General features: G+C 70.9%; 24 protein-coding genes. 14 read left to right on the top strand and 10 right to left on the bottom strand.

Going from position 1 to position 23,749, the window contains the following annotated elements; translation table 11 throughout:
* Position 1 precedes the first annotated feature (1 nt).
* Positions 2–385, bottom strand: coding sequence for a thioredoxin (gene trxA / locus BCF74_RS10900; protein WP_106297985.1), 384 nt, complete (start codon positions 383–385; stop codon positions 2–4).
* A 272-nt stretch (positions 386–657) separates the two neighbouring features.
* On the opposite strand from trxA, the gene BCF74_RS10905 reads away from it, so the two are divergent.
* Positions 658–2,061 (top strand): aspartate aminotransferase family protein, encoded by a 1,404-nt coding sequence (locus BCF74_RS10905; protein ID WP_106297986.1) that lies wholly within the window; start codon positions 658–660, stop codon positions 2,059–2,061.
* 185 nt (positions 2,062–2,246) lie between these two features.
* On the opposite strand, the gene BCF74_RS10910 is transcribed toward BCF74_RS10905, so the two are convergent.
* Positions 2,247–4,061, bottom strand: coding sequence for an alpha-amylase family glycosyl hydrolase (locus tag BCF74_RS10910; RefSeq protein ID WP_106297987.1), 1,815 nt, complete (start codon positions 4,059–4,061; stop codon positions 2,247–2,249).
* A 286-nt stretch (positions 4,062–4,347) separates the two neighbouring features.
* On the opposite strand from BCF74_RS10910, the gene BCF74_RS10915 reads away from it, so the two are divergent.
* The 3 genes from BCF74_RS10915 to BCF74_RS10920 all read left to right on the top strand — a co-directional run bounded on the left by BCF74_RS10915 (position 4,348) and on the right by BCF74_RS10920 (position 5,769).
* A complete protein-coding gene (locus BCF74_RS10915; RefSeq protein WP_106297988.1) occupies positions 4,348–5,052 on the top strand; it encodes a helix-turn-helix transcriptional regulator in 705 nt (234 codons plus the stop codon).
* 12 nt (positions 5,053–5,064) lie between these two features.
* Positions 5,065–5,208, top strand: coding sequence for a hypothetical protein (locus BCF74_RS17355; protein ID WP_170070221.1), 144 nt, complete (start codon positions 5,065–5,067; stop codon positions 5,206–5,208).
* A 102-nt stretch (positions 5,209–5,310) separates the two neighbouring features.
* Entirely contained in the window at positions 5,311–5,769 is a 459-nt protein-coding gene (locus tag BCF74_RS10920) for a helix-turn-helix transcriptional regulator (protein ID WP_106297989.1), read from the top strand.
* A gap of 3 nt (positions 5,770–5,772) precedes the next feature.
* Here BCF74_RS10920 and BCF74_RS10925 read toward each other — a convergent pair whose 3' ends face one another.
* The 3 genes from BCF74_RS10925 to BCF74_RS17090 are packed head-to-tail and all read right to left on the bottom strand — an operon-like array spanning position 5,773 to position 9,522.
* Positions 5,773–7,701: a GMC family oxidoreductase gene (locus tag BCF74_RS10925; RefSeq protein WP_106297990.1), complete on the bottom strand. Its 1,929-nt coding sequence runs from the start codon at positions 7,699–7,701 to the stop codon at positions 5,773–5,775.
* 27 nt (positions 7,702–7,728) lie between these two features.
* A complete protein-coding gene (fumC, locus tag BCF74_RS10930) occupies positions 7,729–9,132 on the bottom strand; it encodes a class II fumarate hydratase (protein ID WP_106297991.1) in 1,404 nt (467 codons plus the stop codon).
* A gap of 42 nt (positions 9,133–9,174) precedes the next feature.
* Positions 9,175–9,522: a hypothetical protein gene (locus BCF74_RS17090; RefSeq protein ID WP_146132939.1), complete on the bottom strand. Its 348-nt coding sequence runs from the start codon at positions 9,520–9,522 to the stop codon at positions 9,175–9,177.
* Between the two features lie 188 nt (positions 9,523–9,710).
* Between BCF74_RS17090 and BCF74_RS10935 the strand changes: the two genes are divergently transcribed.
* Positions 9,711–10,511 (top strand): HAD-IIA family hydrolase, encoded by an 801-nt coding sequence (locus tag BCF74_RS10935; RefSeq protein ID WP_106297992.1) that lies wholly within the window; start codon positions 9,711–9,713, stop codon positions 10,509–10,511.
* Positions 10,512–10,531: 20 nt separating this feature from the next.
* The gene (locus BCF74_RS10940; RefSeq protein WP_342747570.1) at positions 10,532–11,566 is read left to right on the top strand and encodes a GNAT family N-acetyltransferase; all 1,035 of its coding nucleotides are present in this window, start codon (positions 10,532–10,534) and stop codon (positions 11,564–11,566) included.
* On the opposite strand, the gene BCF74_RS10945 is transcribed toward BCF74_RS10940, so the two are convergent.
* Positions 11,518–12,213 (bottom strand): sirohydrochlorin chelatase, encoded by a 696-nt coding sequence (locus BCF74_RS10945; protein WP_106297994.1) that lies wholly within the window; start codon positions 12,211–12,213, stop codon positions 11,518–11,520. The genes BCF74_RS10940 and BCF74_RS10945 overlap by 49 nt on opposite strands.
* Positions 12,210–12,632: a PPOX class F420-dependent oxidoreductase gene (locus BCF74_RS10950; protein ID WP_106297995.1), complete on the bottom strand. Its 423-nt coding sequence runs from the start codon at positions 12,630–12,632 to the stop codon at positions 12,210–12,212. Before BCF74_RS10950 ends, BCF74_RS10945 begins: the two co-directional genes overlap by 4 nt.
* A gap of 48 nt (positions 12,633–12,680) precedes the next feature.
* Here BCF74_RS10950 and kynA point away from each other — a divergent pair, with 48 nt between their 5' ends.
* The 4 genes from kynA to BCF74_RS10970 all read left to right on the top strand — a co-directional run bounded on the left by kynA (position 12,681) and on the right by BCF74_RS10970 (position 18,350).
* Positions 12,681–13,556 (top strand): tryptophan 2,3-dioxygenase, encoded by an 876-nt coding sequence (gene kynA, locus BCF74_RS10955; RefSeq protein ID WP_106297996.1) that lies wholly within the window; start codon positions 12,681–12,683, stop codon positions 13,554–13,556.
* Between the two features lie 229 nt (positions 13,557–13,785).
* Positions 13,786–15,087 carry an MFS transporter gene (locus tag BCF74_RS10960; protein WP_106297997.1) on the top strand — a complete coding sequence of 434 codons (1,302 nt, stop codon included), beginning with the start codon at positions 13,786–13,788 and terminating at the stop codon, positions 15,085–15,087.
* Between the two features lie 7 nt (positions 15,088–15,094).
* A complete protein-coding gene (locus BCF74_RS10965) occupies positions 15,095–17,593 on the top strand; it encodes a glycoside hydrolase family 3 protein (protein ID WP_106297998.1) in 2,499 nt (832 codons plus the stop codon).
* Between the two features lie 10 nt (positions 17,594–17,603).
* A complete protein-coding gene (locus BCF74_RS10970; RefSeq protein WP_106297999.1) occupies positions 17,604–18,350 on the top strand; it encodes a TetR/AcrR family transcriptional regulator in 747 nt (248 codons plus the stop codon).
* On the opposite strand, the gene BCF74_RS10975 is transcribed toward BCF74_RS10970, so the two are convergent.
* Positions 18,336–18,785 (bottom strand): SRPBCC family protein, encoded by a 450-nt coding sequence (locus BCF74_RS10975; protein ID WP_106298000.1) that lies wholly within the window; start codon positions 18,783–18,785, stop codon positions 18,336–18,338. The two genes, BCF74_RS10970 and BCF74_RS10975, sit on opposite strands and share 15 nt — an antisense overlap.
* 70 nt (positions 18,786–18,855) lie before the next feature.
* On the opposite strand from BCF74_RS10975, the gene BCF74_RS10980 reads away from it, so the two are divergent.
* Positions 18,856–19,332 carry an SRPBCC family protein gene (locus BCF74_RS10980; protein WP_106298001.1) on the top strand — a complete coding sequence of 159 codons (477 nt, stop codon included), beginning with the start codon at positions 18,856–18,858 and terminating at the stop codon, positions 19,330–19,332.
* 12 nt (positions 19,333–19,344) lie between these two features.
* On the opposite strand, the gene BCF74_RS10985 is transcribed toward BCF74_RS10980, so the two are convergent.
* Complete coding sequence (locus tag BCF74_RS10985; protein WP_106298002.1) at positions 19,345–20,010, bottom strand: DUF2461 domain-containing protein; 666 nt, start codon at positions 20,008–20,010, stop codon at positions 19,345–19,347.
* 89 nt (positions 20,011–20,099) lie between these two features.
* Positions 20,100–21,584 (bottom strand): LLM class flavin-dependent oxidoreductase, encoded by a 1,485-nt coding sequence (locus BCF74_RS10990; RefSeq protein ID WP_106298032.1) that lies wholly within the window; start codon positions 21,582–21,584, stop codon positions 20,100–20,102.
* A gap of 40 nt (positions 21,585–21,624) precedes the next feature.
* Here BCF74_RS10990 and BCF74_RS10995 point away from each other — a divergent pair, with 40 nt between their 5' ends.
* The 3 genes from BCF74_RS10995 (at position 21,625) to BCF74_RS17360 (ending at position 23,675) form a co-directional block, all read left to right on the top strand.
* Positions 21,625–22,491 (top strand): SDR family oxidoreductase, encoded by an 867-nt coding sequence (locus BCF74_RS10995; protein WP_106298003.1) that lies wholly within the window; start codon positions 21,625–21,627, stop codon positions 22,489–22,491.
* Positions 22,492–22,539: 48 nt separating this feature from the next.
* Positions 22,540–23,301, top strand: a complete 762-nt coding sequence (locus BCF74_RS11000; protein ID WP_106298004.1) for an exonuclease/endonuclease/phosphatase family protein — start codon at positions 22,540–22,542, stop codon at positions 23,299–23,301.
* Between the two features lie 218 nt (positions 23,302–23,519).
* A complete protein-coding gene (locus tag BCF74_RS17360; RefSeq protein ID WP_170070222.1) occupies positions 23,520–23,675 on the top strand; it encodes a hypothetical protein in 156 nt (51 codons plus the stop codon).
* Positions 23,676–23,749: the final 74 nt, after the last annotated feature.

Genomic DNA, 23,749 nt, shown 5'->3' on the forward strand with positions numbered 1-23,749 from the left:
GTCAGGAGTCCTGCTGGCCCTGGGCGGCCTGCTGCTCGGCGACCTTGGCGCGCACGTCGTCCATGTCGAGGCCCTTGATCTGCTCGATGATGCCGTCGAGCGCGGGCGCGGGCAGCGCCCCCGGCTGGGCGAAGACGAGGATCGAGTCGCGGAACGCCATGAGCGTCGGGATGGACGTGATCTGCGCGGCCGCGGCGAGCTGCTGCTCGGCCTCGGTGTCGACCTTGGCGAAGACGACGCCGTCGTGCTTCTCGGACGCCTCCTCGAAGACGGGCGCGAACCGCTTGCACGGCCCACACCACTCGGCCCAGAAGTCGACGAGCACGATGTCGTTGCCCGTGACGGTCTTCTCGAAGGTGTCGGCGGTGAGCTCGACGGTGGCCATGGATGCTCCTAGGGGTCGCGGATGGAACTTCTCGCCCGTCTCAACACCGCACGGGGCGCCGATCATCCACCGGCGCGCGGCCGGCATACCCCGGAGAACCCGGACGGCGCCCCTCAGCCTGCCAAAAAGCCTCCGGACATGCCACGGGCGCGCGTCGGTACAGGGGGTTTCACGACGCGCGCCCGGCTGACTCACAGACTAGCGAGAAAACATGGTCGTTGAACAGTCTTCGACCGATGTGATGCCGACCGCTTTGCCGGACGAGCGCGCCTATGCTGGCGAAGGTGACTGACACCGCCGCAGGAACCGCCCCGTCGAGCGCCACCCCGTCGAGCCCCGCGCAGCGCGTCCGCTCCGTGACCGACGACGACCGCGCCCACGTCTTCCACTCGTGGTCGGCGCAGGCCCAGATCTCCCCGCCCGAGATCACCTGGGCCGAGGGCTCGAGGTTCGAGACCGCCGACGGCACGCGCTACCTCGACTTCTCGAGCCAGCTCGTCAACGTCAACATCGGCTACCAGCACCCGAAGCTCGTCGAGGCGATCCAGCGCCAGGCCGGCCGACTGCTCACCGTGAGCCCGGCGTTCGCCAACGACATGCGCAGCGAGGCAGCCCGGCTCATCGCCGAGGTCGCGCCCGGGGACCTCGACTCGGTGTTCTTCACCAACGGCGGCGCCGAGGCGACCGAGAACGCCATGCGCATGGCCCGCCTGCACACCGGTCGGCAGAAGGTGCTCACGACCTACCGCAGCTACCACGGTGCGACGGCGGGCGCGATCGCCGCCACGGGTGAGCCGCGGCGCTGGCCGTCGGAGCCGTCGGTGCCGGGGATCGTGCACTTCTGGGGTCCGTACCTCTACCGCAGCGCCTTCCACGCGAGCACCGAGGATGAGGAGCGCGACCGGGCCCTGCAGCACCTGCGCGACACGATCATGGTCGAGGGTCCGCAGACGATCGCCGCGATCATGCTCGAGTCCGTCGTCGGCACCAACGGCGTGCTCGTCCCGCCGCCGGGCTACCTCGCCGGAGTGCGCGAGATCTGCGACGAGCACGGCATCGTCTTCATCGCCGACGAGGTCATGGCCGGGTTCGGGCGGTGTGGCGAGTGGTTCGCCATCGACCGGTGGGAGGTCACGCCCGACCTCATCTGCTTCGCCAAGGGCGTCAACTCCGGCTACGTCCCGCTCGGCGGTGTCGTCATCTCGCGGGCCATCGCGGACACCTTCGCGGACCGGCCCTACCCCGGCGGGCTGACGTACTCAGGGCACCCGCTCGCGTGCGCGTCGGCGGTCGCGTCGATCGGGATCTTCCGCGAGGAGGGCATCCTCGAGCACGTCCGCGGGGTCGAGGAGACGGTGCTGCGGCCCGGGCTCGAGGCCATCGCCGCGCGCCACCCGTCGGTGGGCGAGGTCCGTGGCGTGGGGTTCATGTATGCCGTGGAGCTGGTTCGCTCACGCGTGTCCCGTGAGCCGTTGGTCCCGTTCAACGCGTCCGGGGAGGCGGCCGCTCCGATGGCCGAGTTCGCGGCCGAGTGCAAGCGGCTCGGGTTGTGGCCGTTCGTGCACTTCAACCGGACCCACGTCGTGCCGCCATGCACGACGACCGCCGACGAGATGCGCGAGGGTCTCGAGAAGCTGGACGCCGCGCTCGAGGTGACCGACCGGCATACGGCCTGAACCCGCAGGCGCGATCGGGTCGAGCCGTGGCGCCGAGTCCCTGTCATTGCGCCAGAGTGCTTGGGTCTTGACCCGTACTGTGGAACAGAGTCGGCGCGTTCCAGAGTACGGGTCAAGACCTGAGCATGACGAGGTGACCGGTGCGATCCGCCCGCGACTCCTCCGCCATCGTCCTCACCCGCACCTCACGTACGGGTGAGGACGACCGCGCTGTAGGGGCCGACGGTCACCGCGCCGCTCTGGTCGCAGCCGTCCATCGCCGGACCGGACGCCTCGACGTCGAAGGCGTCGACACCCCCGAACTCCGGCGCATAGAGGGGCGAGTCCGAGTTGAACCGCACCGCCCAGCGACCCGGCGCCGGCAGCCCCACGGGCAGGTCGCGCAGGACGGCCGTCGAGAAGTTGAGGACGACAACGGTGTCGTCGTTCGCCCCTCCCTCGTCCCAGCGGTGCAGGACGATGACCTTGGCGGTGTTGTCGACGCGCAGCAGGGTGGAGCCGGCGCCGCGCAGGCCAGCACTGACGCCGTCGGCGTTGCGGCGCAGCCGGATGAGGTCGCGGTGCAGGGCGACGATGCCGGCGTTGCGCTCGGATTTGCCCCAGTCGAGGGCGACCGAGTCGTCGAACCACCGGTCCTCGAGGAACTCCTGCCCCTGGAAGAGCATCGGTATGCCGGGTGCGCACATCACGGTGACGAAGCCGAGCGCTGCGCGCTTCTTCGCGGCCCAGGAGCCGGCGTCCCCGGGAGCGACCGCCTCGGGGAGGCGGGTCTTGCCGTTGGCGACCTCGTCGTGCGACTCGGTGTAGATGATCCGCGAACCGGCCGCCCCGCGCCCCTCGCCGAGCAGGGCCCGGCCGACGGCGTCCATGTCGCGGTGCTCGTCGCTGAGCTGGACGAGCGCGTCACGGACGGGGTGGACGAACCCGGCGTCCCACTGCGCGTCGAACCCGAGCCCGCCCTCGTCGGCCGGCTCGGTGACGGTCGGGTCGCTCTGGTTGTCCTCGGCGATGATCAGCTTCCATGGCTGCCGGCCGTGCAGGTCTCCGGTGAGCCAGCGCAGGTAGTCGGCGCCGCCGGGCAGGGCCGCGCCGGGGTCCCACGTGCCGCCGGTGACGGAGCGGATGTAGTTCGTCGCGTCGAACCGGAGCCCGTCGACCCGGAACTCCTCCAGCCACAGCGCGGCGCTGTCGCGGAGGAACCCGCGCACCTCGGGGCGCCCGTAGTCGGGGCGAGTGTCGCCCCACGGGGTGTCCGCACGCCAGTCGTTGTAGAAGTAGATGCCGCCGCCGTCGTTCTCGTACCAGCCGTCGAAGCGCCACAGGTCGAGGTCGGAGGGGCCGATGTGGTTGTGCACGACGTCGACGACGACGGCCATGCCGTGCTCGTGTGCCGCCTTGATGAACGCCTTGAACGCGTCCGGTCCGCCGTACCCGGACTCGACGGCGAAGAGGTGACTCGGGTTGTAGCCCCACGAGATGTCGCCGGCGTACTCGAACGGCGGCATGACCTGGATGACCGAGACCCCGAGGTCGCGCAGGTGCGGCAGGCGCGCCGCGGCGCTCTCGAAGCTCCCCCGCTGCGCCCCATCACCACCGAAGGTGCCCACGTGCAGCTCGTAGATGACCACGTCGTCCCAGGACGGCATACGGAACTGCACCCCGCCCCAGTCGAACGATGACGGGTCGTACACCACGCAGTTGCCGACCGAGCTCGTCATCTGACGGGCATAGGGGTCGGCGCGCCACAGCACCTCGGACCCGGTGTCGACCTGGAAGCGGTACTCCGCCCCCGGCGTCACACCCGGGACGTGCGCCGACCACGTGCCCGAGGACCCGTCGCCGTCGCGCTCGAGCTGCGGGTTGTTGCCGCTGTCCCACCCGTTGAAGCTCCCCGTCACCCAGACATGGGTCGAGTTCGGTGCCCACACCCGGAAGGTGACCCCGCCGTCGACGGGCACAGCGCCCATTCCGGCGTGGGGCGAGGGCGCGGTGAAGTCCATGCCGGACAACCTAAGAGGTCCGAGGCGCGAACGGGTGGACGGTCCGCGTCAAGCCGCTCGGGCAGCGGTCCGCGGCGTGGCGGTGAGCGCGCCCACCCCCGCCACGCCGCGGATCGTTCACGAACCCCCCTTCAGGCTCGTGACACGTCGATGATCGTGCGGCGCCGGCCGCGAGTCGAGGCGTGTGGCGAGAGCCAGCCGACCCCCTTGACGGCCCCGGACGCGGTTGCTATTGGAGAATTCCTCCGACAAGAGCGATCACACCGACCACATCGTGGGGAGGACCATGTCGGACGCACGACAGGTGGCGCTCGCGCTCCTGGCACGGATGAACGAAGTGGCCCACCCGGGTCGCCCACTCCCCGACGGCCTCGCCCTCTTCGGGATCGGGCACGCGGAGGTGACGCGTTCACTCGTCGCCCTGGAGCAGCGGACCCGGCACTCGGCGTGGAACATCCATCCGCAGCCGAGCTTCGACCCCGAGGACGGCGCCTACGAACTCGACCGACGCTCTCGCGAGCGAGGCCTCGATCTCCGCATGATCACCCCACCGCGGACCCTGCGCTTCAACCCCTTGCTCACGTCGCTGTCCCCGAACCTGCTCCTCGGCCCGGCGATGTTCCGGCTGCTGCTGCTCGACCGCACGATCGCCCTGCTCGACGGCCCGCCCATGCCCGACGGCGAGACGACGTTCTGGATCGTCACCGGTGGCAGCCTCCTCGAGGACTCGATCGCGCTGTGGGACGCCACCCTGCGCGAGTCCCGGCGCGCCGTGCCCGAGGGCTCGCCGCCACCCCTCGACCGGCGCCAGCTCGAGGTGGCCCGCGGCGTCTGTCTCGGCAGGACCGACGCCGCGATCGCCCGGCAGCTCGGGATCTCCCAGCGCACCGTCGCCCGGGACGTGGCCGCCATCCTCGAGGTCACCGGAGCGCGCTCGCGCGGTGAGGCCATCCTCAACATGCTCGGCCGTGGCCGACAGAGCCGGACCTGAGCGAAGCGTCCGATGTCCGAGGCGCTCCGGTTGGGCTACGCCCTCAGGAACGACGCCGTCGCGGCGGTGTTGTCCGGCGAGGCTGCCGCGCGGGGGTTGCGTCCGTTCGGCATGGGTCAGGGCGAGATCATGGCCCGGCTGGCGCGTGTCGAGTAGCACACCCATCGTTCGGCGTGGAACATCACGCCCCGCAACATCTTCGACCCCGACGACACGAGCTTCGACCTGGACCGCCGCTCGAGGGAGCGCGGGCTGGACATGGGCTTCATCACGTCGGCTCGGACCATCCGGATGCACCCGCTGCTCACGTCGCTGAGTCCTCGGGTGCGCGTGGGACCCTGCGCGCTGCGACTGGTCATCTCGGATTCGCGACTGGCGGTCATGGAGGGTCCCGACCTCGTCGACGGCCGGACCATGGCCTGGGTGGCGGCGGGTGGCGAGTTCCTCGAGCGTTCCCTCGAGGCCTGGCACGCTGCCCTGGCCGAGTCCGAGCCGGCGCTGCCGCCGCGAACGGACCCGCCTCTGGACGCCCGCCAGCTCGAGGTCGCCCGGCTGGTCTGTCTCGGGTCCACCGACGCCGCGATCGCCCGGCAGTTGCAGATATCCCGGCGCACCGTTGCCCGTGACGTCTCGGCGATCCTCGACGTGACCGAGGCTCGCTCACGAAGCGAAGCGATCCTCAACATGCTGGGTCGGGGCCATCACAGCCGCAGCTGAACCTCACTCATCGGGGTTCGTCCGTATGCCGTCCGCGTGCGGTATGCCGTGTGCGGCCAGGAGCGCATCGCTCGCCTTCTCGCTCACGAGGTAGACCGCGGAGGCGATGAAGAACCCGGGGATGTCGGGGAAGACGCCGGCGTCGACGACGCGCAGGCCGTCGACCCCACGGACCCGGAAGTCGCCGTCGAGGACGGCGCCGGGGTCGTCGTCGCGGCCGATACGAGTCGTGCCGCAGGCATGGTGGCCCCACGCCTGCGCCCTGACGAACTCGCCGAGCTGCTCGCGGGTCTGCACATCGGCGCCGGGGACGAGCTCGCGGGCGACCTTGGCGTCCTCGAGCCGGGAGAGGATGTCGCGGGCGACCTCGACACCTTCGACGACGCCTTCGAGGTCCTGCTCGGGGCTCCCGTCGCCCTCGCCGAAGTAGCGGAAGGCGATGTCGGGGACGTCGGTCGGGTCGGCCGAGCGGAGGCTGACCGAGCCGGCGCGGTTCGTCGTGTGGCCCTTGAGGACGAGGACGGAGACGAGGTTGCGTTCGGCGACGGCGTCGCGGGCGTAGCCGGGATAGTAGCCGCGGAAACCGATGGGCAGCGCGAAGATGATGAGGTCGGAGTCGGGCTGCGAAAGGGCCTGTGCTGCAGTCGATCTCGTGACGAGAGCGGCGAGGGATCCGTTGGTCGAGTAGGGGCCGCCGGCGTCGTCGCGCCATTCGGTGAAGAGCGGGTCGTCGCTCTCGGCCTCGGGGTCGTCGGGGACGTCGAGGGCTGATCCGGCGAAGATCGGGTAGTCGCGGTCGAGCTCGGCGACGAGGGACACCTCGTAGCGGTCGTGCAGGTTGGACCCGACACCGGGAGCGTCGACCCGGACCTCGATGCCGTGCTCGCGCAGCTGCTCGGCCGGGCCGACGCCGGAGAGCATGAGCAGCTGCGGGGTGTTGAAAGCGCCACCGGCGAGGATGACCTCCTTGCGGGCGCGAATTGTCCTGCGCTGCCCAGCCGCAGGCTCGGGTGAAGCGCTCTCGTGGAGCGGGCTCGCGGCATACGCATGCGGTTGGTCGAGGTACTCGACCCCGACGGCGCGGTCGCCCTCGAACACGACCCTCGTCGCGAGGGCGCCGAGCCGCACCTGCAGCCGGTCGGGGTGGCGGGCCATGACGTCCTCGACCCGCTCACGCGAGCCGTTGCGGTGCCCGTCGCGCACGGCCACGGGGATGAAGCTCATCCCCTCGAAGTCTCCGGGAGTGTCGGCGGCGTTGACGTCGCGCGGGAGGGAGATGTCGTCGGCGATGCCGAAGCGGGCGCGGGCGGTTCGTTCGATGGCGCCGATGATGTCGAGGAACATCGGCTCGCGCCCGCCGACCTCGGGGTTGGCGCGGGTCGTGCCGAGCCAGCCGCCGTGACCGTGGGCCGCCTTGGTGTCGCGGGTGGCCTCGTCGTCGCCGGGGAGGGGTTCGGCGTCGACGCCCTGCCAGTCCTCGATGCGCTGCCACCGTTCGCGCATCGCGTCCGGGCCCCAGGACGGGTCGCCGGTGAGGTCGGCGAGACGCTGCCAGTCGCTGTCGTGCGGGAGGATCGTCACCATCGCGCTGACGGCGGTGCTGCCGCCGAGGGTGCTGCCGCGCGGATAGAGGACGCCACCGCGGTCGGCGACGAGCTTGTCGTCGGCCTGCTGCTGCGCGTCGTCGTCCCAGTGGCGAACGAAGAAGTCCCAGCGCAGGTCCGCGTCCTCGCTGGCGTAGGCCTGCATGATCGGGATCGAGTAGTAGGGGCAGGCGTGGTCGTCGCCGGCCTCGAGGATCACGACGCTGTGGCCGGCGAGGGCGAGGTTCGCGGCGAGCGGGCCGCCCCCGGCTCCCGATCCCACGACGACGAAGTCGACCTCGTCGTAGATCTCGTCAGCGGGCTGACCCGCAGCATCGGCGCTGCTCATGCCCCCACCTTGCCATCCACGCCAGGGTCAGGGGTGGGTCATGTCCTCCGGGACGACCCACTCGTCGAACTGCTCGGCCGTGACGTCACCGGACGCGAGCGCCGACTCGCGCAGGCTGATGCCTTGCTTGTGCGCGTTCTTGGCGATGGCGGCGGCCTTGTCGTAGCCGATGTGCCGGTTGAGGGCGGTGACGAGCATGAGGTTGGACGTCAGGTTGGCGTTGATCCGCTCGGTGTTGGGCTCGATGCCGCGGGCGCAGTGCGCGGTGAACGAGCGGCAGCCGTCGCTGAGGAGGCGGATCGACTCGAGCACGGCGTGTGCCATGACCGGCTTGTAGACGTTGAGCTGGAAGTTGCCCTGCGACCCGGCGAAGGCGACCGTCGCGTCGTTGCCGAAGACGCGCGTCGCGACCATGGTCAGCGCCTCGGCCTGGGTCGGGTTGACCTTGCCCGGCATGATCGAGGAGCCCGGCTCGTTCTCGGGGATTTTGAGCTCTCCCAAGCCATTTCGTGGCCCGGAGGCGTACCAGCGGACGTCGTTGGCGAGCTTCATGAGCACGCCGCCGAGGGTGCGCAGGCTCGCGCTGAGGGTGACGAGCGCGTCGTGTGCGGAGAGGGCCGCGAAGAGGTTCGGGGCCTGCCGGAACTCCTGTCCGGTCTCGGCCGCGATCTTCGCCGCCGCGAGCTCACCGAACTTCGGGTGCGCGTTGAGGCCCGTCCCGACCGCAGTGCCACCGATGGCGAGCGCGCGCGCCGCGTCCACGGCATACGACACTGCGTCCATCGCCTCGTCGATCTGCGCGACCCAGCCCCCGAAGACCTGCCCGAGCGTCACCGGGGTGGCGTCCTGGAGGTGGGTGCGGCCGACCATGACGACGTCCTCGTATGCCGTGCGCTTCTCGTCGAGGACCGTGCGCAGCTCCGCGACCGCGGGCTCGAGCCGCTCGACGACGTCGAGGACGACGGCGATGTGCATGGCGGTGGGGAAGGTGTCGTTGCTCGACTGGCCGCGGTTGACGTGGTCGTTGGGGTGGACCGGTGTCTTGGAACCGCGTTCGCCGCCGGCGAGCTCGATGGCGCGGTTGGAGACGACCTCGTTGGTGTTCATGTTGGACTGCGTGCCCGACCCGGTCTGGAAGACGACGAGCGGGAACTGGTCGTCGAGGTCGCCCCTGATGACGTCGTCGGCGGCGCGGACGATGAGGTCGGCGACGTCCTGCGGGAGCTCGCCGAGCTCGCCGTTTGCCTGGGCGGCGGCCTTCTTGAGGATGCCGAGGGCCCGGATCATCGGACGCCCCCAGACGAAGGTGTCGCGGCCGATGTCGAAGTTCTCGATGCTGCGCTGGGTCTGCGCGCCCCAGTACGCGTCGGCCGGGACCTCGATCGTCCCCATCGTGTCGGACTCGGTGCGCGTTGCCTCGCCGTTCGCCATGACACCAGTATGCGCGTGTCCGCAACACGCAAATCCGGCCCCTCAGGTCGTCGGGACCCGGCCCTCTTCGATCTCGCGGACCCACCGATCCATGAGCTCGTCCGGTGTGACGCGCGGCGGCAGGACGGTGCGGGTGATGATCTTCGGCGCGCCGAGTGGCCCGGTGTCCTGACGCACTCCAACCTTCCACCTCGGGCGAGCAGCCCTCCTGAGGAGGCGCCCGAGCGGCGCGACGACATAGGCCACGGGGTTGGAGATCGGGTCCGGCCCCGCCTCAGTGCGGAGCAGGGCACAGGTGGGTACGGCGACCACCGTGAGCCGGCGCCCGTCCGGAGAAGTCGCCACGACCTCCCGACGCCACCGCTCAGGCCGCGCATCGCCGTTTGCCATGGCGCCAGTATGCGCGGCCTTCGACCTGCCCCGGTGGGCGCCCGGAGGCACCCTTGTCTCTTCACGTCGATGACGGATAAGTGTTCGTACACACCTATTCGTCATCGACGTGCGTCGCCGCCCCGCGGTCTTGCCGTTCCTCGGATGGGGTGATGCACGACAATGGGGCGCATGACCGAGGCAGTCCGATGACCCAGCCGCAGCCGATCGAGTCCTGGCTCACCGATATGGACGGCGTGCTCGTCCACGAGGAGCACGCCATACCCGGCGCCGCCGACTTCATCGCCGCGCTGCGCGAGTCGGGCCGGCCGTTCCTCGTCCTGACGAACAACTCGATCTACACCGCCCGCGACCTGCGCGCCCGCCTCCTCGCGAGCGGCATCGACGTGCCCGAGGAGGCCATCTGGACCTCCGCGATGGCGACCGCGCAGTTCCTCGCCGCCCAACGACCGCAGGGCACGGCATACGTCGTCGGCGAAGCCGGCCTCACCACGGCACTGCACGACGTCGGCTACATCCTCACGAGCCGCCACCCCGACTACGTCGTCCTCGGCGAGACCCGCACCTACTCCTTCGAGCAGATCACCCAGGCCATCCGGCTCATCGAGAAGGGCGCCCGCTTCATCGCCACCAACCCCGACCCGAGCGGCCCGTCGACCGAGGGCAAGCTGCCCGCCACCGGATCTGTCGCCGCACTCATCTCGACGGCGACGGGCCGCAAGCCCTACTTCGTCGGCAAGCCGAACCCGCTCATGATGCGCAGCGCCCTCAACCAGATCGACGCGCACTCGGAGTCCACCGTCATGATCGGCGACCGCATGGACACCGACATGGTCTCCGGCCTCGAAGCCGGCCTGCGCACGATCCTCGTCCTCACCGGGTCGACGACGCCGGAGATGGTCGAACGCTTCCCCTACCGGCCGACGGCGGTGATGGACTCCATCGCCGACGTGGTCCCACTCGTCGAGTCCGGGGGGCCGATCGGATGAGCGCACCGCACCGTGTCGGTTTGCCGGACCTTGCCGGTATGCCGTCCGGCTGGCATGCGCGCGTGCCGTCGCCGGACGACGTTCCGGCGCTGGTGGACCTCGCCGAGGCGCACCAGCGGGCGGTCAAGGGCTCGGCCTCGGTCGACGCCGCGACGGTCGAGAGCAACGTCGCCGGGACGGGTTCGTGGACGCGCCAGCAGGTCGTCGTCACCGACGGCGACGGTGCGGTGCGTGGCTGGGCTGCGGTGCACGACCGCGCGGCCGGGAGGACGCTCGTCGAGGTGACCGTCGCCGTCGACGAGCTCAGCGCGGCCGACGCGAACGCCCTCGCCGCAACGCTTTTCGCGTGGGCGGAGGAGGTGGGGCTCGACATCGCGGCCGGCCGCGAGCTCGACGGCACGCAGCTCGACTCTGGGGCGTATGCCGCGGATCCGCGCCAGCGCGGCTGGCTCGCCGCCGCGAGATACCGGCAGACGCGGACCTGGCTGCAGATGTCCCGGCCAGTGACTTCGGCGGAGGCGCGCGACGGGGCGCTCCCGGCGCCGCGCGACGGTGTGACGATCCGGCGGGTCGCCAAGCACGAGAACGGAACCCCGGTCGCCGCCGACCTCCAGACCGTGCACCGGATGCTCGAGGAGTCCTTCGCCGACCACTTCAACAGCTATCGCGAGTCCTTCCCCGAGTTCCTGTCGCGACTGCGCGAGGACCCCGGTCACCGCTGGGATCACTGGTGGATCGCCGAGGTCGAGGTCGACGGCGAGATGGTGCCCGGCGGTGCGCTCGTCGGGACGATCCTGCCGCCGGATGCCTCGGGTGCTGGTGGCAGCTACGTCGACTACATCGGCGTGCACCGGCTGGCTCGCGGGCGCGGGGTGGCGAAGGCGTTGCTGCACACCGTGATTCGTGACGCCGCCGAGCGTGGGCACAACCGCGTCGGGCTCGAGGTCGACGCCGACTCCCCGACCGGCGCCGACGGGCTCTACCTCTCGATGGGGTGGACCACGTCCTACAAGACCGAGTCCTGGCACCGCGACGTCACGACGCCGACGACCTGAGCCAGGCCCTCACCCGCCGCGAGTGGCGAGGTGACGAGGTCGGCGCCTGCGTCGGCGAGCCGGTCGTGGAAGAAGCCCTCGGCCAGCAGGTAGCTCGCGACGACGACAGACTCCGCACCGGCAACGCGAGCCGACGCGACGGCGTCGGGAACCGACGGCGGCGAGCCCGCGGCATACGCGACGGTGACCGGCCCACTCCATACCGAAGCAAGCAGCTCGCCCATGGCGGTGACGTCCTCGGCGGCCTCGGTGCGGCTCGACCCGGCTGCGGCAAGGACGACGTGCGCACCGGCCGGGACGCCGGCGGCCTGCAGCCGATCGGTCACGAGGGTGGCGAGTGCGGCGTCGGGACCGAGCGGCTTGGTCACGCGCACCCCGGGGTGCCGGGCCGCAGCGTCGGCGATGTCGACGTCGACGTGGTAGCCGCGGCTGAGCAGCAGCGGCACCACCACCACGCCGCCCCCGGATCCAGCCTTCGCAACGACGTCGTCGAGGACCTCGCCGACGAGCGGCTCCTGGACATCGACATAGGTGAGCGAGACCTCGACCGACGGCAGCGCCTCGGCCACGGCGGCCGCGAGCGCCCGCACGGTCTCGGCACCGCGCGGGTCACGAGTGCCGTGGGCGACGAGGACGAGAGCGTTCACCCGTCCATGGTGCCGTCGAGGGGCGAGACGAGGACGACGGTGTCGCCGTAGGTCATCTGTTTCTTGCGTTGCGCGAGCCGTCCGACGAGACGGAAGAACTTCGTCTGCCAGCCGTACTTCTCGCGCACGGCGCGCTGGACCTCGTCGAAGTCGGGGCCGCCCTGCACCATCTCGGCGACGGCCTCGACCGGCGTGCTGCCCTCCTTGAGTGTGCCGCGGCGGCCGCTCGGCTGCACGGTGACGCGGCTCGTGTGGGCGAGACGCCTGGTCTTGCCCGTGCCCATCGTCGTGTAGAAGCCGATGCGCCGGCCGTCCGAGAGCGGGACCACCCACACGGGCGTGCTGACCGGCGCACCGTTCCGGCGGAAGGTGGTGAACGCGATGAACTCCTCGGACCCGATCTGCGCGACGTCGGCCATACACCCATCCTGCCCTGCCCGTCCAGCCGGCAGGGCAGGATGAACGGCATGACGGAGAGCAACACGCGGGCCATCGAGGACGGGATCCACACCGACTTCGCGCGGGAGATGAGCTACGGCTCCTACCTCGACCTCGACCGGCTGCTCAGCGCGCAGCACCCGGTGAGCAACCCGGAACACCACGACGAGCTGCTCTTCATCATCCAGCACCAGACCTCGGAGCTGTGGCTCAAGCTCGTGCTGCACGAACTGCGTTCTGCCGCAAGCCTGCTCGCGCAGGACGAGATGCGAGTCGCGCTCAAGCGCATTGCCCGAGTCAAGCACATTCAGCGCACCCTCACCGACCAGTGGTCCGTCCTCGCGACGCTCACGCCGACCGAGTACAGCCAGTTCCGCGGGTTCCTCGGGCACGCGTCGGGCTTCCAGTCCTGGCAGTACCGCGCCGTCGAGTTCATGCTCGGCAACAAGCACCCCGGCATGCTCAAGGTCCACGAAGCCGACCCCGCGGCATACGCGATCCTCACCGAGCTTCTCGAGGCGCCGAGCATCTACGACGAGTTCCTCCGCTACCTCGCCCGGCGCGGGTACGCGATCCCGCAGGACGTCCTCGAGCGCGACGTCACCCGCGCGCACGTCCCGAGCGCGGAGCTCGTGCGGGTCTTCACCGAGATCTACGAGAGCGCCGAGGACAACTGGGACGTCTACGAGGCGTGCGAGGAGCTCGTCGACCTCGAGGACAACTTCCAGCTGTGGCGCTTTCGGCACCTCAAGACGGTGCAGCGGACGATCGGCATGAAGTCCGGCACGGGCGGGTCGAGCGGCGTCGGGTTCCTCCAGCGCGCCCTCGAGCTCACGTTCTTCCCCGAGCTGTTCTCGGTGCGGACCGAGGTCGGCACCACCGCACCACCCGCACCTGGCCACTGATTGCCCGTTCCGGCAGCCAGAACGGGCAGTCAGTGGCCCGTCCCTCTCCGACTGATTGCCGGTTCCCAGCACCCCGCCCTGCCGGAAACGGGCAATCAGTCGGTTCGTCTCACTCCGCGAAATAGTGATTAGGCCCTATTTACTATTTCTGTCCCGGCGGCTGCACTGGACGACAGGAGGGCACGGCACCGGCGCCGCGCCCCGACGTCCAGCCCCTGGAGTGTCAACGATGACCATCCCGACCCACACCGCCCTCGACCCACGGCCCACCCCGCGCGGACTCGAGTGCGGCCAGAAACCCACCGAGCCGAAGTCGCCGCTCTTCGTCGCCGTGCTCGGCCTCGCCCAGTTCGGCATCTTCGTCGCGCTCCTCGGACCGGTGATGGTCTCGATGGCGCTCAAGGTCAACAGCCTCGTCACCGACCCGACCGAGCGCACGAGCGCCGTCGGTCTCGTCCTCGGCGTCGGCGCGATCGCCGCGTTCGTCGGCAACGCGCTCTTCGGCCGGCTGTCCGACCGGACGACGAGCCGCTTCGGACGCCGCCGTCCGTGGCTCGTCGGCGGCGTCCTCGTCATGGCCCTCGCGCTGCTCGCCATCTCCCAGGCCACCGCCATCTGGCAGCTCGCCGTCGGCTGGTTCATCGCCCAGCTCGGCGCCAACGCCGCGTTCGCGCCCTACATCGCGACCCTCGCCGACCAGCTGCCCGAGAAGCAGTACGCCAAGGTCTCGGCCATGGTGGGCACCATGCAGTCGGTCAGCATCCTGGCCGCGACGGCCATCGCCACGCAGTTCACCGAGAACATGCTGGCGTTGTTCATGGTGCCCGCGCTCATCGGTGTCATCACGGTCGTCGGGTATGCCGCGGTGTTGCCGGACCCGGTGCTGCGCGAGCGGCCTGCGCCGCTCGACCTGCGCACCCTCGCGAGCACCTTCTGGGTCAACCCCGTGAAGCACCCCGACTTCGGGTTGGCCTGGTGGAGTCGGTTCCTCATCATCCTGTCGAGCTTCCTGTTCACGACGTTCCGGCTGAACTTCCTCGTCGACCGGGTCGACCTCACCGACGCCGAGGCGGCCGCCGCGGTCTTCACCGGCGTGCTCATCTACACCGTCGTCCTCGTCGTCGCGTCGTGGGTTGCCGGCGTCATCTCCGACCGCACCGGCCGCCGCAAGGGTCTCGTCGCCGCCTCCAGCCTGCTCTTCGGCATCGGCGTCGCGATCCTCGCCCAAGCCCACTCGCTCCCGGCGTTCTATGTCGTCGAGGCGATCATGGGCGTCGCCTACGGCATCTACGTCAGCGTCGACCTCGCCCTCGTCCTGCAGGTGCTGCCCAACCCCGAGGACTCCGGCAAGGACCTCGGCGTGTTCAACATGGCCAACGCCATCCCCCAGTCCGCCGCGCCGTTCCTCGGCTCGGTCCTGCTCGCGTCCGGTGCCGCCGCCGGCCCGAACTACCAGCTCCTCTTCTGGGGTGCCGCCATCGCCGCCGCGCTCGGTGCCCTCGTCGTCCTCCCCATCCGGAAAGTGAAGTGACCGCGCCATGACCACCACCGACACGACCACCAGCACCGACTACGCCGCCCTCGTCGCGCGGCTCGACCTGCCGACCAAGGTGCGCCTGCTCACCGGAGCCACGGCTTTCACGCTCCACGGCGAGGAGTCGATCGGCCTGTCCCCCATGGCCTTCAGCGACGGCCCGACCGGCGTGCGCGGCCTGAAGTTCACCGGCGGCGAGAAGGTTGCCCTCGTCCCCAACGCCACGCTCCTCGCGAGCGCCTGGAGCGAGGACACCGCCCGCGAGGTCGGCGAGCTGCTCGCCGAGGAGGCCGAGCGCCAGCAGATCCACGTCGTGCTCGGGCCGACGATCAACCTGCACCGCTCCCCGCTCGGCGGTCGGCTCTTCGAGGCCTACTCCGAGGACCCGCTGCTCACCGGACGTCTCGCCGCGGCATACGTGAACGGCTTGCAGGACAAGGGGATCGGGGCCTGCCTCAAGCACCTCGTCGCCAACGAGTCCGAGACGCTGCGCAACTACATGAACTCCGTCGTGAGCGAGCGGGCCCTGCGCGAGGTCTACCTCCTGCCGTTCGAGATCGCCGTCGACGAGGCGAATGCGTGGTCGATCATGGCGGCCTACAACGACGTCAACGGCGTCGCGGCCACCGAGCAGGACCACGTCAACAACGTCGTCGTCAAGGGCGAGTGGGGCTGGGACGGCCTGCTCATGAGCGACTGGTACGCCACGAAGACCAGTGCCCCCGCCGCCCTCGGCGGGCTCGGCCTCGTCATGCCCGGGCCGGACGGCCCGTGGGGTGAGGCTCTCGTGCGCGACGTCGAGTCGGGTGCCGTCCCCGAGTCGGTCATCGACGAGCACGTATGCCGGCTGCTGCGGCTCGCGGACCGCGTGGGTGCCCTTGGGGGACAGCGGGAATGGCCCGCCACGAGCCTCGCCCCGGACGCGCCCGAACGCCGCGCGCAGCTGCGCCGGCTCGCCACGGACGGCATGGTCGTGCTCCGCAACGAGGGTGACGTCCTCCCCCTCGCACGCGACACGACGGTCGCGCTCATCGGGCGCCACGCCGTCGACACCGTCTGCATGGGCGGCGGCTCGGCGACGGTCAACCCGCCGCACCAGGTCTCGGTCGCCCAAGGGCTCTCCGAGGCGCTGGGCGACGGGGTCACGGTCGTCGACGCCGTGCCCGTGCGGGCGCTGACCCTCCCGGCCCGCACCGATCTGGTCCGCGACCCCGAGAGCGACGAGCCCGGCATCCGGGTCGAGCACATCGACGCCGCCGGCGAGGTCATGCTCGCCGTGCACAGCGACGACGCGACGGTCACGACCGGCTGGGACGACGACCTCCCGCGTCCGACCGAGGTCCTGCGGCTGCGTGCAGTCGCCGCAGCCGGTGGTCAGACCCGCGTCGGTGTCAGCGGGACAGGGTCTTGGGTGCTGCGGGTCGACGGTGACGAGGTCGGGTCCGTCGTCCTCACCGCCGAGGGCGCCGACCCCGGCGAGGCGGTGCTCAAGCCGCCGCAGTGGACCACCGACCTCGACCTCGCCGAAGGCGCACTCGTCGAGGCCGAGCTGACGATCGTCCGCTCCGAGCCGCAGCCCGGCCCAGATGGCAAGGTCAGCACCCTCTCGCACGCCATCGCCTCCGGCATGGGGATGAAGGGCCTGCTCCTCGAGGAGGTTCCCCGACCGCTCGACGAGGTGCTGCAGGACGCGGCCGCCGCAGCGCGGGACGCCGATGTCGCCGTCGTCGTCGTGGGGCTCACCCCCGAGCAGGAGGGCGAGGCCGCGGACAAGTCCACCCTCGCGCTCCCGGGAGAGCAGGACGCGCTCGTGCGCGCCGTCGCCGAGGCCGCCCGGCGGACCGTGGTCGTCGTCAATGCCGCGACCCCGGTGCTCATGCCGTGGGCCGACGAGGTCGACGCGATCCTCGTCGTCGGCCTGCCCGGGCAGGAGGGCGGGTATGCCGTCGCCGACGCGCTCCTCGGGGTGCGCGAGCCCGCGGGCCGGCTCGTCACGACGTGGCCGGCCGCGGACGGCGCGGCCCCCGCATGGGACGTCGAGCCGACCGACCTGCAGCTCGAGTACGGCGACGACACCTTCGTCGGCTACCGCGGCTGGCACGCCGGTCGCGCGGCCACGCCGGCGTTCTGGCTCGGCGCCGGCGAGGGGTACGGCGCGTGGGAGTACGCCGACGCCACTCTCGTCGAGGACACGGTGGAGGGTGACGGGCCGCAGACCCCGAGGCTGCGAGTCTCGTTGTCCAACACCGGTCCTCGCCCATCCCGCGAGGTGGTCCAGGTCTACTTCCAGCCCAGCGAGGACGACGAGCCGGTGCGCCTCGTCGGCTGGGGTGCCGCGACCGTCGATCCCGGCGAGGGCACCACGGTCGAGGTCGAGACCGACCCGCGCCTGTGGCGGCGCTGGGACGAGTCCGCGAACGCCTGGTCGACCCTGCAGCCGGGTGGTGAGCTGCTCGTCGCCCGAGGCCTGGGCGACATCCGGGCCCGGTTGCCCCTGGCGTGACGTGCTTGACGTGACCACCAGAACGGGCACCTCCGCCGAACCCACGGTGAGCGAGGCGCGCGGCACCGCGGTCACACCGGCGACGGGACGGCATACAGTCATCGCGATGCCCACGACGCCGACACCCCCGACGACCCCCGCCCGCGGTCGCGGCCGGCCGCGTGGTGGGGACCCGGCGCAGACGCGAGAGCGCATCCTCGCCGCAGCGGCGGAGCAGTTCGCCGAGTCGGGCTACCACGGGACGACGATGGTCGCCGTCGCCAAGGCGGCCGGGCTGAGCCAGACCGGCCTGCTGCACCACTTCCCGACGAAGGAGGAGCTGCTCGCGGGGGTGCTCGAGCGACGCGACATCGAGGACACCGCGGGACTGTGGGATGACAGCCTGCGCGGGTGGGAGTGGTTCGACGCCCTCGTCCGGCTGGCGAAGCACAACGAGTCACGCGAGGTGTTCGTGCGGCTGTTCACGGCGATGGCGGGCGAAGCCGTCGACGACGGTCATCCCGGGCATGCGTGGTTGCGCTCCCACCACGACGCCGCCCGCAGGGTCATCGCGAGAGCGCTCGCTCAGGCGAAGGAGGACGGCACGTGTCACCCCGACGCGCCCGCCGACCTCATCGCTCAGGCCACCGTCGCCGTCATGGACGGGCTGCAGCTGCAGTGGCTCGCCGAGCCGGCCGTCACCGAGATGGCCGCGCCGATGCAGGCTCACGTGGACGCGGTCCGGGCCCGCTGGGAGATTCCGTCAGGGGCGCGGTAGGCGTTCCAGCGCGGCCGTGAGGTCGCGCACCGTGTCGCGTGCGACCTTGCGGAAGACGAGCGACATGAGCGGGTCGGCGAACCGCGCCATTCCCGTGAAGGTGATGGTCGCCTCGTAGCGGACCCGGGTGCGTGCGTTGTCCACGACCTCGAGCCCGATGTCGTCACGCGTGTGAGCGGTCGAGTTGCTGCCCTCGAAGACGACGCCGTCGTCGCGCAGCGACACGAGTTCGTACGTGAGCTCGGTGGTCCGGCCGAGGACCTTGCTCACGTTGTGCCAGCGGCTGCCCACCTCGACAGGAGCGCCAGGCACACCGATCCGCGTGCACTCCACCGTGCCCGGATCCCACTCGACGGCGTTCTCGAAGTCGGCAAGGTAGGGCACGGCCAGCTCCCGCGGGCACCGGACGTCGAACTCCTCGATGATGTGGACCACGGCCAGCTCCTCACGTCGGTTCCCTCCACCGTATGCCGCGGCGCACCACCGCGCTTGCGACACTGGGGCGATGACGACCTTCCGCGCGACCAAGCGCTCCGACGCGACGGTGCAGCACCCCCGCGACCGTGTGTGGGAGATCCTCACCGACCCCGCCGCCGTCGCCCGGCTCACGCCGATGGTCCGGTCCATCACGGCGACCGACGACCTGTGGCACTGGCAGCTCGTGTCGATTCCCGTTCTCGGACAGTCGTTCGCGCTCGACTTCACCGAACGCATGACCTACGACCCGAAGTCCTCGATCACCTTCGCGCACGCCCCGCAGGGCGAGGAGCGCGCCGGCACCGACGGCCGCTACGACCTGCGCGAGTCCGGCACCGCCAGCTCACCCGCGACCGACCTCAGCATCGACCTCACCGTGTCGGTCGACCTGCCCTTCCCGAAGCTGGCGAAGCCGGCCATCCAGACGACGATGCAGGGCGTCCTCGCCGCGATGGGCGCCGGCTTCGCCCGCTCGATCGAGAAGGAGCTCACCGCGCGCCGGTGACCCGGCCGCGCGTCAGCGGCGCGGCTTCTCGGTCGCACCCACATGCTCGTCGCACCAGTGCACGAGCGGGCGCAGGGCCCGCCAGTCCTCGCGGACGCGATCGGCGGCCTCGTCGGACTCGAGCCAGTCCGGTATGCCGTGGTCGCGCCGCGCGGTGAGCGTGCGGTGCCGCAGCAGCTCGAGTCGCGGGTGGTCTCGGGGTATGCCGCGTGGCCGCGTCGCGAGGAGGTCGCCGCCGATGTCGCAACCGTTGTCCAGCAACGCATCCACGATCTCCGTGAGCTGCTCGCCGGTGGCGTCGTCGTCGACGGCGGCTCGGTAGCGGGCCACCTGATCGGACTCCGAGGCATAGAAGCCGCCCGCGGTGAGGAGCCCCTCGGCCCCGACCTGGACGTACCAGCCGAGCCGCTTGTGCTGCCCCACGAAGGCACCCTGGTGGGTCTTGTACGGCGACTTGTCCTTGCTGAACCGCACGTCCCGGTTCGGGCGGAAGACCGTCGCCTCGCCGAACTCGTCGGCGAGCACGTCGGTGAGGTGACTCATCGGCTCACGCACGCTCGCGGCATACCGGTCGCGGTTGGCCGCCCACCACTCGCGCGTGTTCGACGACTCGAGCTCGCGATAGAAGGCGACGGCGTCGAGGGGGATGCCGTCGACCGGTGCTGGTTCGGTGGTCACGTCTCCGACGCTAGCCCGTGGGTCCCGGCGGCACCGCACGACGGCGGTTCTGACGCGGGCCACGAACCTGAGCGCCGACGGCCTCCGGTTCAGCCGAAGCCGTGCTCGGCCAGGGGGTCGTGCAGCGCCTCCTCCTCGTAGGCGAGGTGCGCGAGCAGGGTGTTGGCGAGGGCGTCGACGGCTTCGCCGAGATGGGCGAGAGCCTTCTGGCCGTCGGCACCGTAGCCGGGTTCGCCGACCAGCGCGACCAGCGCCCGGTCGAGGCCCTCGAGGAGCTCGGCGACCACCTCGTGCTCCTCGTGCAGGCGGGTGATGACTGGCTCGAGGTCCGCGTCGGAGCGCAGCAGGTGCGGGAAGATGCTGCGGTCCTCGAGGGTGTGATGGCCGGTGACGATGCGGCAGTAGGACTCACAGTAGGCACCGAGGGTCCAGTTGTTCTGGCGCATCGTCATCGTGTTGATGACGGAGCGGGCTGCGCCGACGGAGGCGTGGCCCTCCTGCACCTGGCGGACGATGTCGCGGACCTGCGCGAGCTCGGCCCGCAGCCCGTCATGGATGCCGACGAGGTGCTGCGGGACCGCCAGCTGCTCCGCGGTGAAGCGTGAACCCTGTTGTGTCGCAGTGCTGTCGGTCGAGTCGCTGGCGACGCTGGAACTGACACCGACCTCGGCCCGCTGCTCACTCGGGCGCGGACCGGCCGCACGCTCCTCCTCGACGAGCTCCCGGGCGAGCGGCGCGACCTCCTCCGCCCACGTGCGGACGACCGTGGGGTCGTCGGCGCCGAGGATGAAGGTGCTCATGCCCACCGTGACGGCGAGGTCGGTGACCTGCTCGGCCCAGTCGCGCGGCGTGCCTTGGAACAGGCCCGACCCGGTGCCGAAGCGGCCGACAATGTTGTAGATCCGGCGGACGTCCTCGGGTGCGCGGCCCGCCGCGCGGGCGGCCTCGTCGACGCGGGCGCTCAGCTCCGGCAGGGCGGGCGGGTCGGCATACCCCATGCTCGGCACCCATCCGTCGGCGAGTTCACCGGTGATCCGCAGCATGCGCGGCTTGTAGGCGCCGAGCCAGATCGGGATGTCGTGGGCCGGCCGTGGGCCCGGCCGCAGGCCGTGCGTGCGGTAGTGCTCGCCGTCGAAGCGGCTGCTCTGCCCCGACCAGAACTGCCGGATGACCGTCATCGCCTCGACGAGCGCGTCGACGGACTCCTTGGGCGTGCGTCGCGGTCCGCCGGCCGCCTCGATGGCGTCCCAGAACGCGCCGGCGCCGAGGCCGAGCTCAACCCGGCCGTTCGTGAGCACGTCGAGCGTCGCGGTCGCCTTGGCGAGGCCGACCGGCGGGCGCAGCGGCAGGTTCGCCACGTTGGTGGAGAGCCGGATCCGGGTGGTGCGCGCCCCGATGAACGACAGCAGCGTCCACGTGTCGAGGTGGGCCGCCTGGTACGGGTGGTCCTGGATGCTCACGTGGTCGAGGCCGACGACGTCCGCGAGCTGCGCCAGCTCGATCAGGTCGCGGTGGCGGGCGGAGTCCGGGCTCGGGAAGATCCCGAACTCGAGCTCGTGACCGTAGTCGGGCATGGCACGCATTGTCGCAGCCAGCCTCGGGTAGGAGCACGGCATGACCCGTGAGCAGCTCACCGATCTCCCCGAACAGCACCAGCAGTGGCCCGGCAGCGTCGACCAGCTCCAGCCACGACCCGACCATGGCGAGAGCTCGTGGACCGGTCGCGGCCGGCTCGAGGGCAAGCGCGTCCTCATCACCGGCGGCGACTCCGGCATCGGCCGCGCCGTCGCCGTGACCATGGCCAAGGAGGGCGCCTCCGCCGTCGCCATCGCGCACCTGCCGCAGGAGCAGGAGGACGCCGACGAGACGGTCCGGCTCGTCGAGGAGGCCGGCGCCACCGCCCACGCCTTCGCGGCCGACATCACCACCGCTGCGGCGTGCCAGAACCTCGCCACCAAGGCGACCGACGCGCTCGGCGGGCTGGACGTCCTCGTCAGCAATGCGGCATACCAGATGACGTTCGACGACATCGAGAGCTTCCCGCCGGAGCAGGTTGAGCAGACCTTCGCGACGAACGTCTTCGCGACGTTCTGGCTCGTGCAGGCGCTCGTGGGCGAGCTCGAGAAGAGCAACGGCTCGGTCATCGTGACGACGTCCATCCAGGCGTACGAGCCGTCCGGTCACCTGCTCGACTACGCCGCGACGAAGGCCGCGCTGAACAACATGGTCGTCAACCTCGCCGGAGAGCTCGGGGAGCGCGGCATCCGGGTGAATGCCGTCGCGCCGGGCCCGATCTGGACGCCGCTCATCCCGTCGACCATGGCCGCGGACAAGGTGCCCGGCTTCGGCGAGGACACCCCGCTGGGCCGCGCCGGGCACCCGGTCGAGGTGGCCGCGGCCTACGTGTTCCTCGCGAGCGACGAGGCGAGCTATGTCTCCGGCACGGTGATTGGTGTGACGGGCGGTCGCCCGGTCTTCTGACCTGTCGCGCTGGGCTCGGCGACGTCGGATGGCTGACACGATGGCCGGGTGGCGACCCTGCTCACCCTCAACGTGTCCAACCCGCCCAAGGCGCGGGCAGAGGCCCTGCTGCACTGGCTGTGGCCGCGCGACGAGGACGTGTGGGTGCTCACCGAGGTGGGCACCGGCGCCGGGTCGTCGTTGCTGGTGTCGGTATGCCGTGCCGCCGGCTTCGACGTGCACGTCACCGACCGTTCAGACCTGGGTGTGCTGACGGTGTCTCGGGCCGGGTCGCTGGCCGAGGCGCCCGTCGAGTCGCCGGCCGTGCTGCCCGGTCGCGTGGACTCCCTCGTCTGGCAACCGAATTCGCACACGAAGACTTCAGGTGTCGAGCTGCGGTTGCTCGCGGCCTATGGCGCGGCGAGCGACCCCGTGCGCTACTCGAGCAAGGCGCAACGCGAGCGCAAGCGGCAGTGGCTCGCGGCATACGACGACGCCTTGGGCGAGTGGGTCGGTCGAGGACCGCGTGGGGTCGTCATCGGCGACCTCAACCTCGTCGACCCGGTGCACGACGACGAGCTGAAGTTCGTCCTCCCGGAGGAGACCCAGGCGTATGCGGCGCTGTCCGAGCGGCACGGTCTCGTCGACGCGTTCCGGGTGCATCACGACGACGCGCAGGTGTCGTGGGTCGACCACACCGGCGTCGGGTGCCGCTACGACCACGCGTTCGTGACGAAGGACCTGACCGTGACGGCGTGCGACCTCGTCCACGAGCCGCGCCTCGACGACCTCACCGACCACTCCGCCCTCACCCTCACGGTGGCCGCCTGACCAACGACTGATTGCTGGTTCCCGGCACCGCACCTGCCGGTTTCGGCAATCAGTCGGACTGATTGCCGGTTCCCGGCACCTTTCGGACCGCCTGAGGTAGGCGGGCGCCCTGACTGAGGTAGCCGGCCACGCGCGAAATACGGCACCTGCCCGATGTGGCCGGCCACCTCACGCGCCGACCGTGGAGGAGTCAGCACAGCCACCACGGAAGGACCGTCATGAACACCAACTGGTTCACCCCGGAGCTCGTCAAGGCCGAGATGCACGCGCGCTACGGCCTCTACCCCGCGCCGCAGCACGAGCGGCCCGGATCGTCGCTGCACGTCATCCGCCGGGTGCGGGCGCGCGTGCAGGCCGCCCGCCAGGCCTGCTGACCGCGTGCCGGCAGCGGCCGCGACGGCGGCAACGACTCCCGTGCCCACGGATGACGCCTCGTCGTCGATACTTC

Origin of the sequence: Knoellia remsis (assembly GCF_003002895.1) — a bacterium.
Taxonomy (GTDB): domain Bacteria; phylum Actinomycetota; class Actinomycetes; order Actinomycetales; family Dermatophilaceae; genus Knoellia; species Knoellia remsis.

Coding starts and splice junctions, on each gene's coding strand:
- BCF74_RS10990 (WP_106298032.1), bottom strand. CDS start 21,584: ATGCCCGACTACGGTCACGAGCTCGAGTTCGGGATCTTCCCGAGCCCG.
- BCF74_RS10920 (WP_106297989.1), top strand. CDS start 5,311: ATGGGCTTCATCACGTCGGCTCGGACCATCCGGATGCACCCGCTGCTC.
- BCF74_RS10935 (WP_106297992.1), top strand. CDS start 9,711: ATGACCCAGCCGCAGCCGATCGAGTCCTGGCTCACCGATATGGACGGC.
- fumC (WP_106297991.1), bottom strand. CDS start 9,132: ATGGCGAACGGCGAGGCAACGCGCACCGAGTCCGACACGATGGGGACG.
- BCF74_RS17355 (WP_170070221.1), top strand. CDS start 5,065: ATGTCCGAGGCGCTCCGGTTGGGCTACGCCCTCAGGAACGACGCCGTC.
- BCF74_RS10905 (WP_106297986.1), top strand. CDS start 658: ATGCTGGCGAAGGTGACTGACACCGCCGCAGGAACCGCCCCGTCGAGC.
- BCF74_RS17090 (WP_146132939.1), bottom strand. CDS start 9,522: ATGGCAAACGGCGATGCGCGGCCTGAGCGGTGGCGTCGGGAGGTCGTG.
- BCF74_RS10995 (WP_106298003.1), top strand. CDS start 21,625: ATGACCCGTGAGCAGCTCACCGATCTCCCCGAACAGCACCAGCAGTGG.
- BCF74_RS17360 (WP_170070222.1), top strand. CDS start 23,520: ATGAACACCAACTGGTTCACCCCGGAGCTCGTCAAGGCCGAGATGCAC.
- trxA (WP_106297985.1), bottom strand. CDS start 385: ATGGCCACCGTCGAGCTCACCGCCGACACCTTCGAGAAGACCGTCACG.
- BCF74_RS10960 (WP_106297997.1), top strand. CDS start 13,786: ATGACCATCCCGACCCACACCGCCCTCGACCCACGGCCCACCCCGCGC.
- BCF74_RS10980 (WP_106298001.1), top strand. CDS start 18,856: ATGACGACCTTCCGCGCGACCAAGCGCTCCGACGCGACGGTGCAGCAC.
- BCF74_RS10925 (WP_106297990.1), bottom strand. CDS start 7,701: ATGAGCAGCGCCGATGCTGCGGGTCAGCCCGCTGACGAGATCTACGAC.
- BCF74_RS10915 (WP_106297988.1), top strand. CDS start 4,348: ATGTCGGACGCACGACAGGTGGCGCTCGCGCTCCTGGCACGGATGAAC.
- BCF74_RS10950 (WP_106297995.1), bottom strand. CDS start 12,632: ATGGCCGACGTCGCGCAGATCGGGTCCGAGGAGTTCATCGCGTTCACC.
- kynA (WP_106297996.1), top strand. CDS start 12,681: ATGACGGAGAGCAACACGCGGGCCATCGAGGACGGGATCCACACCGAC.
- BCF74_RS10910 (WP_106297987.1), bottom strand. CDS start 4,061: ATGGACTTCACCGCGCCCTCGCCCCACGCCGGAATGGGCGCTGTGCCC.
- BCF74_RS10965 (WP_106297998.1), top strand. CDS start 15,095: ATGACCACCACCGACACGACCACCAGCACCGACTACGCCGCCCTCGTC.